A 16,782-nucleotide genomic window follows, 5' to 3' on the forward strand; every position below is an offset into this window, starting at 1 on the left:
TGATATCAGGACGTGGTGTCCATCGCATGGAAGACACTTTATTCATAAAACCCCACCAGTGATAGCGCAATAATTCGAGCTCTTTGTTCAGTTTTATTGAATGTGATTAAGCGAGGCATCATTCACAGGAGTAGGGGACGTACGCGGTGACGAGAGAATACGTGGCTCAGGCTGCTGACAAACGCAGGCCTGTGATACAATTACAGATAGAATCCGTCATTAGAATGACGTTATTAAAAACAACAAATAACGATGGTTTTACATTTTCACCTGTTGTTCGCCATCCGTTTCAAGGAATATTGATTGTGACATCCCCGCTAAGCGCCATCGCCTCGCAGCTTGATGAATTGATGCTGCGCGATAAACAGCGTCTGATGCGCCGCATACAGGGCGCCAAAAAGGTCAAAAAATCCGAAAGCCAACAGGCTATTGCCGATACCTTGGCTATCGATCTTGCTAACGCCATGCAGCGCGTTGAAGCGCGTCGCGCTGCCTGTCCTAAAATTACCTATCCCGAAAGTTTACCGGTTAGCCAGAAAAAAGATGACATCCTCGCCGCTATTCGCGACCACCAAGTGGTTATCGTGGCGGGTGAAACCGGTTCGGGGAAAACCACCCAGCTACCAAAAATTTGTCTGGAATTAGGGCGCGGAATTAAAGGGCTGATTGGCCATACTCAGCCGCGCCGTCTGGCTGCACGCTCGGTCGGCGATCGTATTGCCCATGAGCTAGACACGTCGCTCGGCGGTGCCGTTGGCTATAAAGTTCGTTTCAACGATCAGGTAAGTGACACCACGCTGGTTAAGCTGATGACAGACGGTATTTTGCTGGCTGAAATTCAGCAAGACCGCATGCTGATGCAATATGACACGCTGATTATCGATGAGGCGCATGAACGCAGCCTGAATATCGATTTCATCCTCGGCTATCTGCGTCAGCTTTTGCCTAAACGTCCCGATCTGAAAGTGATCATTACGTCGGCGACGATCGATCCCCAGCGTTTTTCTCGTCATTTTAATAACGCGCCGATTATTGAAGTTTCAGGCCGTACCTATCCGGTAGAAGTGCGCTATCGCCCGGTGGTTGATGATGCTGACGATGTAGACCGTGACCAGCTTCAGGCTATTTTTGATGCCGTGGATGAGCTGGGACGTGAGAGCCCCGGTGACATTCTGATCTTTATGAGTGGTGAACGTGAAATTCGCGATACGGCCGATGCGCTGACTAAGCTAAACCTGCCGCATACCGAGATTTTACCGCTCTATGCGCGCTTATCGGCCAGTGAACAAAACCGCGTTTTCCAAAGCCATCACGGGCGCCGCATCGTGCTGGCCACCAACGTGGCGGAAACGTCGCTAACCGTACCGGGGATAAAATATGTTATCGATCCGGGAACGGCGCGTATTAGTCGATACAGTTTTAGAACCAAGGTTCAGCGCTTGCCGATTGAGCCTATTTCTCAAGCCTCGGCGAATCAGCGTAAAGGCCGCTGTGGACGTGTTTCTGAAGGTATCTGTATTCGGCTATACAGCGAACAAGATTTCCTTTCACGGCCAGAATTTACCGACCCAGAGATCCTTCGTACCAACTTAGCCTCGGTCATTTTACAAATGACGTCGCTGGGACTCGGCGATATCGCCGCTTTCCCATTTGTGGAAGCGCCGGATAAACGCAATATTCTTGACGGTGTTCGTCTGCTGGAAGAGCTTGGTGCGGTAACCACTTCGGAGCAGGGGCATCAGCAGCTGACGCCAATGGGCCGTCAGTTGGCTCAACTGCCAATCGATCCCCGCTTAGCGCGTATGGTGCTGGAGTCACAGAAACATGGCGCGGTACGAGAAGTGATGATTATCACCGCGGGGCTGTCGATTCAAGATCCGCGTGAGCGCCCGAGTGACAAGAAGCAGGCCTCGGATGAAAAACATCGTCGTTTTGCCGACAAAGAGAGTGATTTTCTATCGCTGGTGAACCTGTGGGATCACCTAAAAGAGCAACAAAAAGAGCTCTCGGCCAACCAATTCCGTCGCCAGTGCAAAACCGACTACCTGAATTATCTGCGGGTGCGTGAATGGCAGGATATTTACACCCAACTTCGGCAGGTGGTTAAAGAGCTACGTATACCGATTAACTCGGTACCGGGTGATTTTCGCGGTATTCACTGCTCGTTGCTTAGCGGTCTGCTCTCGCATATTGGGCAAAAAGATGCAGATAAGCAGGAATTCACCGGCGCGCGTAATGCCCGCTTTGCGATTTTCCCCGGTTCGGCATTATTCAAGAAACCGCCAAAATGGACCATGGTGGCGGAGTTAGTGGAAACCTCCCGTTTGTGGGGGCGAATTGCTGCACGTATCGATCCCGAATGGATCGAACCTCTTGCACAACACCTGATTAAGAAAAGCTATAGCGAGCCGCATTGGGAGAAAGCCCAAGGTGCGGTGATGGCGACAGAAAAAGTCACGCTTTACGGGCTGCCGATTGTAGCTGCGCGTAAGGTGAACTATGGCAGCATCGATCCGCAGGTCAGTCGTGAGCTGTTCATTCGTCATGCGCTGGTGGAAGGTGATTGGCAAACGCGTCATGCCTTTTTCCGTGCGAATCAGCGCCTGCGTTCAGAGGTGGAAGAGCTTGAACATAAATCGCGTCGCCGCGATATTTTGGTCGATGACGAAACGTTGTTTAGTTTCTACGATCAGCGCATTGGTCATGATGTAGTTTCTGCTCGTCATTTCGATAGCTGGTGGAAAAAAGCCAGCCGCGAAGAGCCTGAGCTGCTCAATTTTGAAAAATCGATGCTGATTAAAGACGGTGCGCAAGGCGTTAGCGCACTCGATTACCCTAATTTCTGGCATCAAGGTTCATTCAAACTGCGTCTTTCCTACCAGTTTGAGCCGGGCACTGACGCCGATGGGGTGACGGTACATATTCCATTGGCGATCTTAAACCAGATTGAAGAGTCAGGCTTTGATTGGCAAATTCCGGGTATTCGCCGTGAGTTGGTGATTGCGCTCATTAAGTCATTACCCAAACCGATTCGACGCAATTTCGTGCCAGCGCCGAACTATGCCGAGGCTTTCTTAGCAAGGGCGACACCGCTTGAAATGCCGTTACTCGAGTCGATGGAGCGAGAACTGCGTCGCATGACCGGTGTGACAGTGTCACGTGAAGAGTGGCAACTCGATCAGGTTCCCGATCATCTGCGTATGACGTTCCGCGTTATTGACGACAAGAAGAAAACGTTGGCGGAAGGCAAGTCGCTGGAGGCGTTGAAAATCGAGCTCAAAGGACAGGTACAGCAGACGCTATCGGAAGTTGCAGATGATGGCCTTGAGCAACAAGGTTTGCACGTATGGAGTTTTGGCTCGCTTCCGCAAAGCTACGAGCAAAAGCGTGGCGGCTACTCGATGAAGGCGTTCCCCGCGTTGGTGGATGAAAAAGACAGCGTCGCTATTCGTCTCTTTGAAACTGAACAGGAGCAGCAGCAGGCCATGTGGCAGGGTTCGCGCCGCTTATTACTGCTGAACATTCCATCTCCGATCAAATATTTACATGAAAAATTGCCGAACAAAGCCAAGTTAGGCCTGTATTTTAACCCTTACGGCAAAGTGTTGGATTTGATTGATGACTGTATCGCCTGTGGAATTGACTCGTTGATTGCCAAGCATGGCGGACCTGCATGGAGTGAAGTAGGGTTTACCCAACTTCATGAACAGGTGCGTGCGGAACTCAACGATGAAGTGGTTTCTATTGCGCGACAGGTCGAGCAAATCTTGACGACGGCAAACGGCATTAATAAGCGCCTAAAAGGGCGCGTTGACATATCGCTGGCGTTAGCGCTGTCTGATATTAAAAGTCAGGTCGGCAATCTTATCTATCGTGGTTTTGTTACGGCAACGGGGGCAGCGCGTTTACCGGATGTAGAACGCTACCTGCATGCGATTGAACGACGCTTAGAGAAACTGGCGATTGACCCACATCGGGATCGTGCGCAAATGTTGAAAGTGGAACAGGTGCAACAGGCATGGCAGCAGATGCTTAACAAGCTACCGCCGCCGCGCGCCAACGAGCCTGAAGTGAAAGAGATCCGCTGGATGATTGAAGAACTGCGAGTGAGCTATTTTGCGCAGCAATTGGGTACACCGTACCCAATTTCAGAAAAGCGCATTATGCAGGCTATCGATCAGATTCTGGCTTAGCATTTTGTTGCATCAGGCGTTTAAGGCCGTCACTGAACGCGGTGACGGCCACCGCGCGATTATCGGCCAAATCACGATTCTCAGCGGCCGGTGCCGAACTTTGAATGGCTATCAGCCGCCAACCTGCATCCGTTGCCATCAGCAGCGGAGAACCGCTATCGCCAGGCAACGTATCACACTGATGGCTCAGCACGCCTGTTTGCGCCCAGCCCGTCACCAAGCAATTCTCATGGCTATACAAATCATCCAGATGATCCTGCGGGTATCCGGCCTGCGTCACTAAGCGTTTGTTCGCCTTCAATGCCGCCGTCAGCTGTTTGCTTGTACCTTGCCATAACGGCAGCGGCTCAATCGCCGGTAACCGATCGCTTTCGATTTCAACTAAACCATAATCTTGCTGAGCAGCGGAGGAGGGAACAATCCATCCCTCGCCGTCGGCTTTAAGCCGTTTGCCCAATTTGGGGTCAACCAGGGTGCGCAGCTGGGTAATTTCGTAGCGCCATTTCTGATTATGAGAGGAAAAACGTAGCGCGATTGCAGGATCAACTTTTCCCGGCGGCGCTAATAAACAATGTCCCGCCGTTAGAACTAAGCGTGATGTAATTAGCGTGGCGGTGCATAAATTCCCGCTCTCGGTTTCGATTTGCCCAATAGCATCCCACGGAGCTTGGGTCACATTGGTAATTTTGACGCGGTCATCTTTGCCATAGAAAAGCTGAATTTGCTGCGCGGGGGTCAGAACCTCATCATCAGCGACGGCAGGTTGGGTGGTAATGGCACAATATAAAACCGGAGCGCATAACGTAACGGTACGTAGTAATCGCATAGAGCGGAACCTAATTGCAGTCATCCATTTACTCTGTAGTTTAACCAAATGATTGATTACGGCGAGAAATATTTGCGTAACAGAAGTGAAATTCAGTTTTTTTCATGCACGCCCGTCTACAAATAGAAGCATGCCGTGATGATTCCGCACAGAATCAGGGATATCAGAAGAAGTTCAAAACCATAGCGTCGAAACATATGCCATCTCCGAACCCTTCGTGGCCGCTGAACCCTATGTTCTTAACGGTGTGTGCGGCTGAATTATTCTCAAATTCAATAGATGATTAATCTTAGTGGATAGCGTTTATAACGGCTGTGAGTGATTGGTTTCGGCATGTAACGCTTTGTACTCTGGATGAAAATAATTCAATAGTGCGCTATTGAATCACCCTAGATGCCTGACTATAGTGGAAAAAATGCCTAATTAACCCGTGAACAGCAGGAGAGTGCATGAGCAATCAGCAGAGTCATCATAATGCCGTCGATCGTCAATTTGCCGATCAGGCTAACGCTTATCTCAGCAGTGCCGTACATGCGCAGGGCAACGATTTAAAACGCCTTGCGCATCTGCTCAGCGGTGAAGACTTTGCGAGCGTACTCGATCTTGGTTGTGGAGCCGGTCATGCAAGCTTTGCCGTGGCGGCACAAGTTAACGACGTTGTAGCTTATGATCTCTCCGAAAAAATGCTCGCGGTGGTAAAACAGGCGGCAAGTGATAAAGGACTGACTAATCTGAGTACCGCGCAGGGCGTTGCTGAATCGCTACCGTTCGAGAATGAATCCTTTGATGTGGTTATCAGTCGTTATTCGGCGCATCACTGGTACGATGTTGGTAAGGCCTTACGCGAGGTTAAGCGCGTGCTTAAACCAGGGGGAAGGGCGATCTTTATGGACGTTGTGTCGCCTGGTCACTCTGTTTTAGATGTACATCTGCAAACGGTGGAGATTCTGCGCGATACGTCGCACGTGCGAGATTATGCGCCTGGCGAATGGTTAACGTTTTTCACCGAGGCGGGGCTACAAATCCAAACCGTTACGTCTGACCGTCTACACCTTGAGTTTGCTAGTTGGATTAGCCGCATGCGTACGCCAGAACCGCTGGTTACCGCGATTAGAATGATACAAGAAAGTGCTTCGGAAGAGGTTAAACAACATTTTGAAGTTCAGGCTGATGGCTCATTTACCAGTGATATCATGATGTTTGAAGTCGTTAAGGCTTGAAAATAGGCCGGAGTAAGTCTCCGGCTTAATTACACATCAACTTAGTTACAACATACATTGTAAGTTCTGTTAATACACACATGAAACCTCAGTGCAGCAATTGAATTTAGTGGAATATGAACGTACGCACGCCTAGCAAAACAATAGGCCCCTCATAAACAACGGATTCTGTTCTGAGAGGCCTTAGTGGTTAGCCTAAATAACGCTGCTCTAAATGACGACGGAAGAAGCTTGGGTTGAGTGTTTCCCCGCTGGCATTTCGGATCAGCGTATCGGTATCAAAGCGTGAACCATGCTGCCAGATATTCTGGCGTAACCAACCGGAGAGCGCAGAGAGATCGCCGCGCAGGATATGTTGGTCAAGGTCAGGGAGGGCATTTTTGGCGGAGGCGAACAGCTGAGCCGCATACATCGCACCTAAGGTATAGGTGGGGAAATAACCAAAGGCACCGTCGGTCCAATGGATATCCTGCATGCAACCATCTCGGAAATTACCCTGTGTGTTTAAGCCGAGGTAAGAGTGCATTTTTTCATTCCACAGTTCTGGAATATGCCGCACTTCAATCTCACCCTCAATCAGCGCGCGCTCAATTTCATAACGCAAAATGACATGGGCGGGGTAGCTAACCTCATCGGCATCGATACGAATAAAACCGGCCTCTACGCGCTGGTTCATGCGCAAAAAGTTACCTTGTTCAAAAGCAGATTGATCGCCGAAGGCTTTTTGCACATAAGGGCGTAAAAACTCAAGGAACGGTTCGCTGCGCGCCAGCTGCATTTCAAAAAATAAGCTTTGAGACTCATGGATTGCCGTTGAGCGAGCTTCGCCAATCGGCTGTCCAGCCCACTGTTTTGGCAAATTTTGCTCATAGCGGGCGTGACCTGTTTCATGCACGATGCCTAGCAACGCACTGAGAAAATCATCTTCGGTATAGCGTGTGGTAATACGCACATCTTCCGGTACGCCGCCGCAGAAAGGATGAGCACTCACGTCTAATCGGCCGTGATTAAAATCAAACCCGAGTACCTGCATGATTTCTATACCCAGAGCGCGCTGTTTATCAATTGCAAAAGGGCCCTGCGCGGTGAGTGTAGACTCCGTTTTCTGTTTTTCGACGATGTTTTTTAATAAATCAGGCAACCAGCTTTTTACATCAGCGAAGATCGTATCGAGGCGCGCGCTGTTCATGCCCGGCTCATAGAGGTCGAGCAACGCGTCGTAGCGGCTGACATTGGTTTTTTCAGCACGGATTTGCGCTTCTTCTCGGCTTAATTCCACAACCGGAGCAAAGTTTTTGACGAATCCAGCCCAATCATTTTCTGGACGCTGAGTGCGCCACGCGTGCTCGCATTGCATACCGGCTAATGATTTTGCCGAAACAAACTTTTCCGGCAAGATCACGGCCTGCTGATAGCGACGTGCAATTTCAGCAAGATTGGCCTGTTGTTCTGGGGTTAAATCTTCACTTTTCGCCTGTTCGATCCAGTCTGCAATCTGCGGCGCAGTTAACGTTTGGTGCATCAAAACGCTGAGTTCCGCTAGTGCTTCTGCTCGCGCCTGACTGCCACCGGCAGGCATTTGTGTTTGCATATCCCAACCGGTGATGGCTGAAAGATGCGAGAAGCGAGACAGGCGAGTAAACGTGTCGCGAAGATGCTGGTAGGCGTTTGTCATCGTAGGCTCCAAATGGGGTCTATACTCGTCAAACATAAAGCGCGGTATCTCTGCAGATGCACCGCCAATTATTGGGGAGTATAGAGGCAATAAAAATTATCAGCGGTTATCACTTTGTACATTGATAACTGGCACGGTATCAGCCTGACGGCGTGGCCAGGTAAAGAGCATGGAAGCGCCGCCCAGCGAGCTACCATTGGCAGAAATAGTCCCTTGGTAGGCTTGAGCAATGCTGTACACAATGGCGAGTCCAAGCCCGCAGCCACCGGTTGCCCGATCGCGGCTTGGGTCTAAGCGAACAAAGGGCTCAAAGACTCTTTCGCGTTCCTCTGGCGGAATCCCTGGGCCATCATCGTCAACCTGTAAACAGGCAATGTCACCATCCAACCACAGCCCAATGCGGAGTTTTTTCTGACTGTAGCGTAGGGCATTGTTCACTAAATTATCTAATACGCGTTCCATCAGCCGTAGATCGACCGCGCCAAAATCACCGACGTGAGGAATATCGAGCGTAATTTCATGCTCAGGATGAATCATCTGAAAATCTGCGATGCGTTCGGCTAGCCACTTAGGCAAATCAATGGCCTCTAGATTGGTTTCCACCTGAGGGCGGTCAAGGCGAGCGTAGGTCAGCAGCTCATCTATCAGTCCTTCGAGCTGCGCAATATCACGATTTAAAGCGGTTTGCTCTGATTCAGACAGATTTTCACTCATGGCTAAACGGTAGCGTAATCGAACCAATGGCGTACGCAGTTCGTGGGCTATGCCATCTATCAGCTGTTTTTTGCTGATGATGAGTGTGTTGATATTGTCGGCCATTTGATTAAAAGCCACGCCGAGCCGGTGCAGGCTCGACGTGGGCTCGAAATGCGTTCGCTCTTCAAGATGACCTTCACCCAAGCGCTGAGCCGCATTCTCTAATTTCAATAAATCCTGCCAATGTGGGCGCATCCAGAGAAAAACCGGTAGCGCTAAAGACAGCCCGATGAACAGCAACAGAGCCAAATCAAGCAGGCGCATTTCATGCAGATAGAAAAGGTACGGAATCGGGCCGACGGCTAAAACGTAGTGGCTACGTGGGATGCGTTGGATAAATGAATATTCACTATCCAAAGCCACAATTTCGCCATTTCTCAGTTTTTTTTCTAAATCAGAAGGGAGCTGACGTTTACCCAATGGCTCAATATGGAATTTAAACGAGAGATTCCAATCGAGTTTGTTAATGGTTTTATTCCAGTCTCGCGGGGGAATTTCGCGCAGCTCACTGCGGATAAGATAGAGCGAACTTTTCATCAGATCATCCATTGATTGGCGTCCGGCACGCTCGGCGGTGACCTTATAAACTAATCCAACCAGCATGGCCATCACCAGAAAGCAGACGAACAACAACAGATAAAACTGAACAAAAAGCTTTCTCATTGAAAATTATTCCCACGCATTCGGCGCAAATAGGTAACCTTTATTTCGCACGGTTTTAATACGGAACGGGTCGATTGCGTTGTCATCCAGTTTACGACGCAGGCGAGAAATCGCCACGTCGATGCTGCGATCCATGCCGTCATAGCTCACGCCGCGCAGGGTGAGCAGCAGGGCATCGCGATCCATAATGGTGCCTGCGTGGGTGGCCAGTTCCCACAGCAGATCGAAATCGGAGGTTGAGAGGTTAATATTCTTATCTTTCAACGTGACCTGACGATTTACAGGGTCAATACGCAACTGCCCAAAATGAATGCCGTTACGGGTATTCACCGGCGTCGCTTCGCTTTCTATTGCCTGTGGTTGATGCTGGCGTAAATGCAAACGCAAGCGCGCTAGCAATACCGCCGGCGGCGTCGTTTTTAGAATATAGTCATTGGCGCCCATTTCGAGCGACAAAATATGATTCATATCGCTGTCGAGTGAGGTGAGCAGCACGATGGGGCCTTTATACACGGGGCGTAAATCGCGGCATAACGTCATACCGTCTTTGCCAGGCAGCATAATATCCAGCAAAACCAAATCAGGGTTAAGGCGAGTAATCGTTTCCATTGCCGTATCACCGCGCGGCTCGATGGTGACATCGAGGTCGTGCTTGCCAAGGTATGCGGCAATAAGCTGTCCAACCTCTTGATCATCTTCAACAAATACAATGTTGTTCATAACGATTTCTATGCCTTCGCGTGGTAAAACGATTTTATATGAGTTTGCAAACTAACGCAGTGGACGCCCACCATCCACACTAATAGTACGACCAGTCACGAACCGACTGTTCAACAGAAACTCAATGGTATTCACTATTTCATGTTCACCCGGCGCTATTTTCATCAATGATTTGTCGAGCGCCTTTTGACGATACTCATCATCATCCAATGAATTAAACATGATTAGCGCGGGAGCAATGGCATTCACTTTAACTTCTGGCGCCAATTTCGCCGCAAAAGAGCGGGTCATGTTATCTAGCGCTGCTTTGCTTGCCGCGTAAGCGATATGCTTGGCACTGCCGCGTTCCACCACATAATCGGTGATATGGACAATGTCGGCTCCCGCTTCGCCTTGCCCAACCAGCAATGGCTCCAACAGTTGATTAAGAAGATAGGGGGTATAGACATGAATTTGCAGCATGGCGGCCAACGTTTGCTCGGGCGCGGTCTCTGGTGATTCAGCCAACCATGCACTGGCGTTATGAATAACCGCACGCAGTTTGGGCGTGTGAGCTTTAACCAGTTCGGCAAAACGATAGATTTCGTCAGTTTGGGTGAAATCACCTTGAATGCAAACCGCACCCGCGTTGCGTAATCCTTCTAACGCTGGGTATTCGCTGCGATAGGCCACAATCACAGCGGTTCCCTGTGACAACAATGCATGCGCTAATGCCAGCCCGATTCTGCGGGCACCTCCAGTGATTAAGACGGGGGAGGAGTAAGCATTGGTCATGTATTCAGTCCCTATGTTTAGTGGCTTTGGCATAATGCAAATGTTGCCGCAGATTATGCCACTTGTTGTAGTTGTTAGCACATAGAGAAACGTATCGGAATGACTAATTGGATAAGGGAGTCGCGTTGCTTTAGAGCATCAGCGATCCCGCCATCAACGGCGGGAAACGGTGATATGTCTATACGGTTAATTCATTAACCACGTCGGCCACGCTTTTCACTTCTCGGATACTGCCGATACCGGTACCCAGCGAGATATAACCTTCATCGGTATTGCCCTCAAGCATGCCAATTCGTAAACCGCGCAAGCCGCCCATCACTTTACCGATCTCTTCGTTACTGGCACCCGCTTTATCCATCGCCACCAGTTTTTCTGTCAGCTTGCCGGGCAGGGAGCGATAGTAGGCGGGTTGAGTGCGGAAAAGCTGCATATCCAATCCGTCAGAATGGATAATTTTATCTTTTACCGACTGGGGAAAACGGCTTTCCTCGGTGCTGATAAATACTGAACCCGCAAAGACGCCGCTAGCGCCAAGGGCGTGTGCGGCTTTAGCCGTTCGGCTATCGGTGATGCCGCCAGCCGCCAAAACAGGCACGTTTTTTACCGCATCGGCAATGAGCGGTACCACGGAGAATGTGCCTAAGGCTTTGCCGGGTAACGTTCCGCCTTCATCAAAACCGGTTGCCACAATAATATCTGCACCGGCGGCTTCAGCAATACGGGTATTTTCTGGCGTTGGGTTGAGGTCGCGATAGATGATCGCAATACCGGCGGCTTTTAATTCGTTAAACAGCGCGGGGATGACTGCACCTTCGCCATACGCGGTATAAACCACGACTTTTACGCCTTCTTCTTTAATAACCTGCAGGATAGGCGGCGTCCAAATGTCATTCTCAGGAGAGGGGATCAGGTTAACGCCAAACGGTTTTTCAGTCAGCGCTTTAGTTTTTCGAATCTCTTCGCGCATTTTTTCAGCCGTTTCATGCGGCGTAGATACCGCCGTTTCAGCCGTTAAACCCGCATTGAGGCCTAATACACCCAGGCCTCCTGCGTTGCTGACCGCCGCAACTAAACGGCCGTCGGTAAGCCAAGATAGCGGCCCCTGAATCACAGGTTTTTCTATACCTAAGATTTGGCAGATACGATTATTTTGCATAACACAATGTCCTTCTGAAGAACGCTTCAGACTGGTTTTTAAGAGTGGGGCAAGTCTAGTGAGTTTTATTGTTGAGAAAAATAGCAATACTGATACATCACTATTATTAAATATGTAACAATAAACCTATCAATACTCGCGTTCCGCGATTGACCTCACAGCGAATAAAGCGTGCTATGCAAATTAATCTTTTTGAATTAATTAAAATTTTTATCGAGATCGTTGAGTCTGGCAGTTTTACCCGCGCGGCAGAAAACCTACAAATTCACCGTCCCGCGGTGACTAAAGCTTTGCAGCAATTAGAGCAACACAGCGGCGTGCGCCTGTTACAGCGCACGACACGCCAGATAAACCTGACGCCCGAAGGTGAAGATTTTTATCAACGCAGCAAGCCATTATTGGCGCAGGCGGATGATTTACTTGAATCCTTTGCACCAGATCGCCCTTTATCTGGGCAGCTACGCGTGGATATGCCGATCTCATTTGCCGCCTTGCGCGTAGTACCTAATTTGCCGGACTTTTATCGTATGCACCCCAATATCGAAATTATTCTCAGCTGCTCCGATCGTCGCCGAAATATGCTTCGTGAAGGTTTGGACTGCGTCTTGCGAATGGGAGAGCTAGAAGACGGCGACTATATCTCACGCCCGCTGGGCAATATTGACATGCTCACCTGCGCCAGTCCCGCCTATCTCGCCGCGCACGGTAGGTTAGATACCCTCGAAGACCTACAGCATCATCAGGCCGTTAACTGGGTGAATAGCAGTAGTCGTCAGTCAATGCCGTGGATATTCAAAACAGAGACAGGAACGACAGAAATTCACCCGCCGGGTAAACTGGTCATGGATAATTCTGAAGCCTACATCGTTGCAGGCCTTGCTGGCTTAGGGCTTTTACAGGGCATGCGCTTTTTTCTACAGCCTTATCTCGACAGTGGGCGACTGGTCGAGGTGTTGCCTAACTATCCAGTCCCGCACCGCAAGCTGTCGCTACTTTATCCACACCGCCACCTTTCAAGAAAGGTACGCGCATTTGCTGAATGGCTTGAGGCATTGTTGCGGAAAAGTTAATTTGGATTAATTTCCCGCCAAAAATAAAATACTGTACATCCGGATTTAGAATTTATAGAACGAAGTCATTAGGTATTGAATCTAGTGATATCCACTTTTAAAAAATATTCTGACGGATGAGTATAGCGTCACTTAAATATAAGTTAGATGAATTAAAAGAAACGTTTTATTAGGTTGAATAAAATCGCTGAGCTTAAAATTTATTTTATCCCCTGAGTAGTTACTTCACGTTATAAAAAAAGAAACGCAACAGGGCAGTGGAGTGCGGCTAAGGGCAGCCAGCGCCCAGTGCAGCACGGAGAAGGCTGTCAGCGTTACCCATAACATCCGCAATTCACTGGTACTATGAAGGTAATATATTAAGTGTTAATAATGTAAAATCAAATTAACAAATAAGTTAAATTTTTAATGAGACGATAAAATAATGAAACAGCGATGATGATATTTATATTTATTATATTAAGTTTCATTTTTCATATGGTTTTCTATTTCAGAAAATGCCATTATGGGTTGGACGTTAAAATATAATTATGACTGATTGCGTCTGCATTTTTAATCATTAAATTATTCTTTGTGTGTATGTGTCGCTGTCTTACAGAGGGGAGGCTAAGGAAATGTCCGGTATTCATTCGACCGTCGGTGATAGAGAAACACTTTGTTTTGATTACACGCGGTTTCTGTCAGCTTCCTGTGACAAGCACTGGAGTTTCTTAGACGCAATCTACGGCGTGATGCCATTATTTGGTATGGTGACGCGTTCCCAGAATCGCTGCTCAGAATTCAAATCGATTGAAAATCTTAATGTGCAGATCCGCCAGCTCGCGATGCAGGTGCTTTCTACTCAGGTCAGTGATGAAACGAATATTATCCGTCTCATTGAATTGGTGAAAAGCCAAGGATTGCAGGAGCTAGATATCCAGCTGCCTTATGCGCTCGAAGATGAACAGTTAAAGGTGATTAAGGCCGAATGTCGTAATGCGGTTAGCATGACTCAAGATGACGAGCGTTTACACGTTGTTATTGCGCCCAAATGATCTAACAAAATAACGTATCCAAAATTGAAAAGGTGGCCTGAGCCACCTTTTTGCGTTTCTACAGACTAGCCAAACATAAACCATGCAGCTGGGAAGGTTGCAAGCAGCAGCAGGAAGATGCCCATGCGCTCCATTCCGCACAGATCTTTTTTGCTCTCTAAACCACGACGAGCAAACATAAAGACCAACAGACCGGGCGCATACAGCATGACAGACATCAGCAGATGTGTGATGCCGGAAGCATAAATCAGCCATAGACCATAAGCACAGGCGCCGTAGGCGGCAAACATAATTCGTTTGTCTTGCTTCTGACGACCCACTTTTAACAGGAACGCGCCGACTAAGAAATAAGGCACCAAGATCATCTCTGAAGCGATTGTCAGCAAGTTATTGTAGTTTGCTCCCGTCAGCCAGATGATAATCAGCGTAACTTGAACCGCACCATTGGTTAGCCAAAGCGATGACGCAGGGGCTTCCTTGCTATTTTGTTTACCGAAAATCTTAGGGAATGCGCCTTGCTGAGAGGCGAGGAAGGGCACTTCCGCAGCCATAATCGTCCAGCTCAAGTAGGCACCGCACACTGATACAATCAGCCCGGCGGCAATAATAATCTCACCGATTGGCCCCATCATATTCACCATCAAACCGGCCATGGATGGATTGCGGATTTCAGCCAGTTCAGCGCGAGGCATCACACCCAGTGAAAGCAGGGTGATGAGCAGGTAAACCACTAACGCCGAAATTACGGCCAGCATGGTGGCTAAGCCAACATCTTTCTTATGCTTGGCGCGTGCAGAAACCACCACCGCACCCTCGACGCCGATGAATACCCATAGCGTGTAGAGCATCGTGTCTTTTACCTGTTCCCAAACAGGAACACCCAGTTTGATGCCGGTAAAATCAATCTTGAAAGTATCAAGCTTGAACGCCATCGCGGCGAGAACCACAAACAGCCCCAGAGGCAATAGCTTAGCCAGCGTCGCGGCTAGGTTGATGCCCGCTGCCGTTTTCACCCCGCGTAGGATCAGGAAGTGAACCACCCAAAGCAAAATAGACTCGCCGACGATAGCCTGCCACGTATTACCGTCGCCAAAGACAGTATGACCCGCCGAATCAGTGAAGAAACTCAGGGCAGCAAAAACGATCACCAGATATGACACGTTCGCAATAACCGCGCATAGCCAATATCCCCAGGCTGAGCAAAAACCGATCAGCTCACCGAACCCTTCTTTGGCGTAAGTAAAAATACCGCCGTCTAAGTCAGGGCGAAGTCTGGTCAGTAACAGCATAGCGAAGGCGAGGAACAAAATGCCAACGCCGGTGATAGTCCAACCGATCAGCAATGCGGCGGGACTGGCTACGGCGGCCATATTTTGCGGCAGACTAAAAACGCCAGCCCCTAGCATAGAGCTGAGTACCAGAGCCGTTAGGGCGGTGAGTCCGAGTTTTTTATCCAATGCGAAGTCCTGAAGCCAGTATGATTAACTGTTTGATAACATATGATTAGTTTAAATACGGTTATGCGTTCAAATACGCAAAACATTAAACCGTAAAAGTGGCGCAGATTGTACGAGTTGAGGGATGGGGGTGCAATGGATGAATATGCGTTTTATGCAAAAAAGTATGCAATTGTTAGCTGATGTTTTCTGCAGATACGTTTCGTTGCCGTGACACAAATAATTACGCCAATAAGAAAGGGCAGCCAATGGCTGCCCTTAAGACATAAGACAGTGCGATTATTTGAACAGATCGGCACTGATGGTGAGGTTACCACCGCTCTTATTCTGCCACTGACGCGTAATGTGGTAGTACTTCGCACCTTTCTTCGCTGCGCGTTTAGCCACTTCAGAAGACACATCGGTCATGCTGTTGAAATGCCCAGTGAAGGTGACTGAGTCAAATGGAACCATTTGAGCCGCGGTAGTGTTGTTCACTTCCTGAATCTGCGTACCATCTAGCAGCGTAACGGTATAGCGCTTGCCGGTAGACGACTGGGTTTCGAAGAAGCGGCCTACGCCAGTGCTTGGTGTGCCTGATGAAGCTACGCCAGGGATCTCAACGTTGGCAGCGGCTGCGCCACCGGCAGCCAGTGCGGCTTTACCTGCTTCAGAATCGGCAGGGATCGCATCTGGACTCTGAACCTGACGTTTCGGCGCATCAGCTTTATAGATGTAGGCTGTAATATATTGGTTGCCGCCGCTGTTGGCATCAATTTGGCGCACGATAAAGTAGGAATCTGCGCCTTTCTTGGCCGCTGCACGGCTAATCGCATCGGTCACATCAGGCTGACTGCGGAAGAAACCGCTGACGGTAACGGTGTCATAAGGCTGTAACAGATAAGCCTCTGTCTTAGGCAGCTCTTTAACACCGTTGAATACGCGATAGTTTGTGGTTTGTTTCACGGTTTCAGCGTCTTTCTTATACACATCTGCCGTTACGCGCCAGTTACCGCCGTTATTGCTGTTATTGATGTCCTGAATATAGAAATAGTCTGCGCCCATGCTATCAGCCCGACGAGACACCGCGCTTGCCGCATCGTTGATCGCATTAAAGCGGCCGCTAATGGTTACTCGTTCAAATGGCTTCAGTTCGGAGGCTTTCTCTGGTGTGAGTTCCTGTGCGGCCTGAACAGACAGCGCAGTAAGAGACAATAACGCTGATGCAATAATGGTGGTTTTCAGCTTCATAAAAAATC

General features: G+C 49.1%; 12 protein-coding genes. 4 read left to right on the top strand and 8 right to left on the bottom strand.

The annotated features are described in order from the left end of the window. Positions 1-305: 305 nt before the first annotated feature. Positions 306-4,193 carry an ATP-dependent RNA helicase HrpA gene (gene hrpA / locus CPY98_RS10225; RefSeq protein ID WP_096387577.1) on the top strand — a complete coding sequence of 1,296 codons (3,888 nt, stop codon included), beginning with the start codon at positions 306-308 and terminating at the stop codon, positions 4,191-4,193. Here the strand turns inward: hrpA and CPY98_RS10230 are convergent. Then, entirely contained in the window at positions 4,171-5,019 is an 849-nt protein-coding gene (locus CPY98_RS10230) for a serine protease (RefSeq protein ID WP_231899458.1), read from the bottom strand. The genes hrpA and CPY98_RS10230 overlap by 23 nt on opposite strands. Positions 5,020-5,468: 449 nt before the next feature. Between CPY98_RS10230 and CPY98_RS10235 the strand changes: the two genes are divergently transcribed. Beyond that, complete coding sequence (locus tag CPY98_RS10235) at positions 5,469-6,239, top strand: class I SAM-dependent methyltransferase (protein ID WP_096387579.1); 771 nt, start codon at positions 5,469-5,471, stop codon at positions 6,237-6,239. Positions 6,240-6,429: 190 nt separating this feature from the next. Here the strand turns inward: CPY98_RS10235 and CPY98_RS10240 are convergent, their stop codons facing one another. From CPY98_RS10240 to CPY98_RS10260, 5 genes are all read right to left on the bottom strand, one after another. Beyond that, positions 6,430-7,914, bottom strand: a complete 1,485-nt coding sequence (locus CPY98_RS10240; RefSeq protein WP_096387581.1) for a carboxypeptidase M32 — start codon at positions 7,912-7,914, stop codon at positions 6,430-6,432. A 99-nt stretch (positions 7,915-8,013) separates the two neighbouring features. Continuing rightward, positions 8,014-9,333, bottom strand: a complete 1,320-nt coding sequence (rstB, locus tag CPY98_RS10245; protein WP_043493187.1) for a two-component system sensor histidine kinase RstB — start codon at positions 9,331-9,333, stop codon at positions 8,014-8,016. A 6-nt stretch (positions 9,334-9,339) separates the two neighbouring features. Beyond that, positions 9,340-10,053, bottom strand: a complete 714-nt coding sequence (gene rstA, locus CPY98_RS10250; protein WP_043493189.1) for a two-component system response regulator RstA — start codon at positions 10,051-10,053, stop codon at positions 9,340-9,342. A gap of 51 nt (positions 10,054-10,104) precedes the next feature. After that, positions 10,105-10,827, bottom strand: a complete 723-nt coding sequence (gene folM / locus CPY98_RS10255; RefSeq protein ID WP_096387583.1) for a dihydromonapterin reductase — start codon at positions 10,825-10,827, stop codon at positions 10,105-10,107. A gap of 178 nt (positions 10,828-11,005) precedes the next feature. Beyond that, positions 11,006-11,983, bottom strand: coding sequence for a nitronate monooxygenase family protein (locus CPY98_RS10260; protein ID WP_096387585.1), 978 nt, complete (start codon positions 11,981-11,983; stop codon positions 11,006-11,008). Between the two features lie 176 nt (positions 11,984-12,159). On the opposite strand from CPY98_RS10260, the gene CPY98_RS10265 reads away from it, so the two are divergent. Together CPY98_RS10265 and CPY98_RS10270 are read left to right on the top strand one after the other, a co-directional pair. Continuing rightward, positions 12,160-13,053 carry a LysR family transcriptional regulator gene (locus CPY98_RS10265; RefSeq protein ID WP_043493194.1) on the top strand — a complete coding sequence of 298 codons (894 nt, stop codon included), beginning with the start codon at positions 12,160-12,162 and terminating at the stop codon, positions 13,051-13,053. A gap of 614 nt (positions 13,054-13,667) precedes the next feature. Beyond that, positions 13,668-14,087 (top strand): hypothetical protein, encoded by a 420-nt coding sequence (locus CPY98_RS10270; protein ID WP_025801335.1) that lies wholly within the window; start codon positions 13,668-13,670, stop codon positions 14,085-14,087. Positions 14,088-14,152: 65 nt separating this feature from the next. Here the strand turns inward: CPY98_RS10270 and CPY98_RS10275 are convergent, their stop codons facing one another. Beyond that, positions 14,153-15,544, bottom strand: a complete 1,392-nt coding sequence (locus tag CPY98_RS10275) for an amino acid permease (protein ID WP_025801336.1) — start codon at positions 15,542-15,544, stop codon at positions 14,153-14,155. A gap of 279 nt (positions 15,545-15,823) precedes the next feature. Next, the gene (gene ydgH / locus CPY98_RS10280; RefSeq protein ID WP_096387587.1) at positions 15,824-16,774 is read right to left on the bottom strand and encodes a DUF1471 family protein YdgH; all 951 of its coding nucleotides are present in this window, start codon (positions 16,772-16,774) and stop codon (positions 15,824-15,826) included. Between the last annotated feature and the right edge of the window lie 8 nt (positions 16,775-16,782).

It is taken from the genome of Hafnia sp. CBA7124 (genome assembly GCF_002355555.1).
In the GTDB taxonomy this organism is placed as follows: Bacteria; Pseudomonadota; Gammaproteobacteria; order Enterobacterales; family Enterobacteriaceae; genus Hafnia; species Hafnia alvei.

What these genes read in the sequence shown, in the direction of transcription:
- rstA (WP_043493189.1), bottom strand. Translation starts at nt 10,053, where the DNA reads ATGAACAACATTGTATTTGTTGAAGATGATCAAGAGGTTGGACAGCTT.
- CPY98_RS10230 (WP_231899458.1), bottom strand. Translation starts at nt 5,019, where the DNA reads ATGCGATTACTACGTACCGTTACGTTATGCGCTCCGGTTTTATATTGT.
- CPY98_RS10235 (WP_096387579.1), top strand. Translation starts at nt 5,469, where the DNA reads ATGAGCAATCAGCAGAGTCATCATAATGCCGTCGATCGTCAATTTGCC.
- CPY98_RS10240 (WP_096387581.1), bottom strand. Translation starts at nt 7,914, where the DNA reads ATGACAAACGCCTACCAGCATCTTCGCGACACGTTTACTCGCCTGTCT.
- CPY98_RS10260 (WP_096387585.1), bottom strand. Translation starts at nt 11,983, where the DNA reads ATGCAAAATAATCGTATCTGCCAAATCTTAGGTATAGAAAAACCTGTG.
- ydgH (WP_096387587.1), bottom strand. Translation starts at nt 16,774, where the DNA reads ATGAAGCTGAAAACCACCATTATTGCATCAGCGTTATTGTCTCTTACT.
- CPY98_RS10265 (WP_043493194.1), top strand. Translation starts at nt 12,160, where the DNA reads ATGCAAATTAATCTTTTTGAATTAATTAAAATTTTTATCGAGATCGTT.
- rstB (WP_043493187.1), bottom strand. Translation starts at nt 9,333, where the DNA reads ATGAGAAAGCTTTTTGTTCAGTTTTATCTGTTGTTGTTCGTCTGCTTT.
- folM (WP_096387583.1), bottom strand. Translation starts at nt 10,827, where the DNA reads ATGACCAATGCTTACTCCTCCCCCGTCTTAATCACTGGAGGTGCCCGC.
- CPY98_RS10270 (WP_025801335.1), top strand. Translation starts at nt 13,668, where the DNA reads ATGTCCGGTATTCATTCGACCGTCGGTGATAGAGAAACACTTTGTTTT.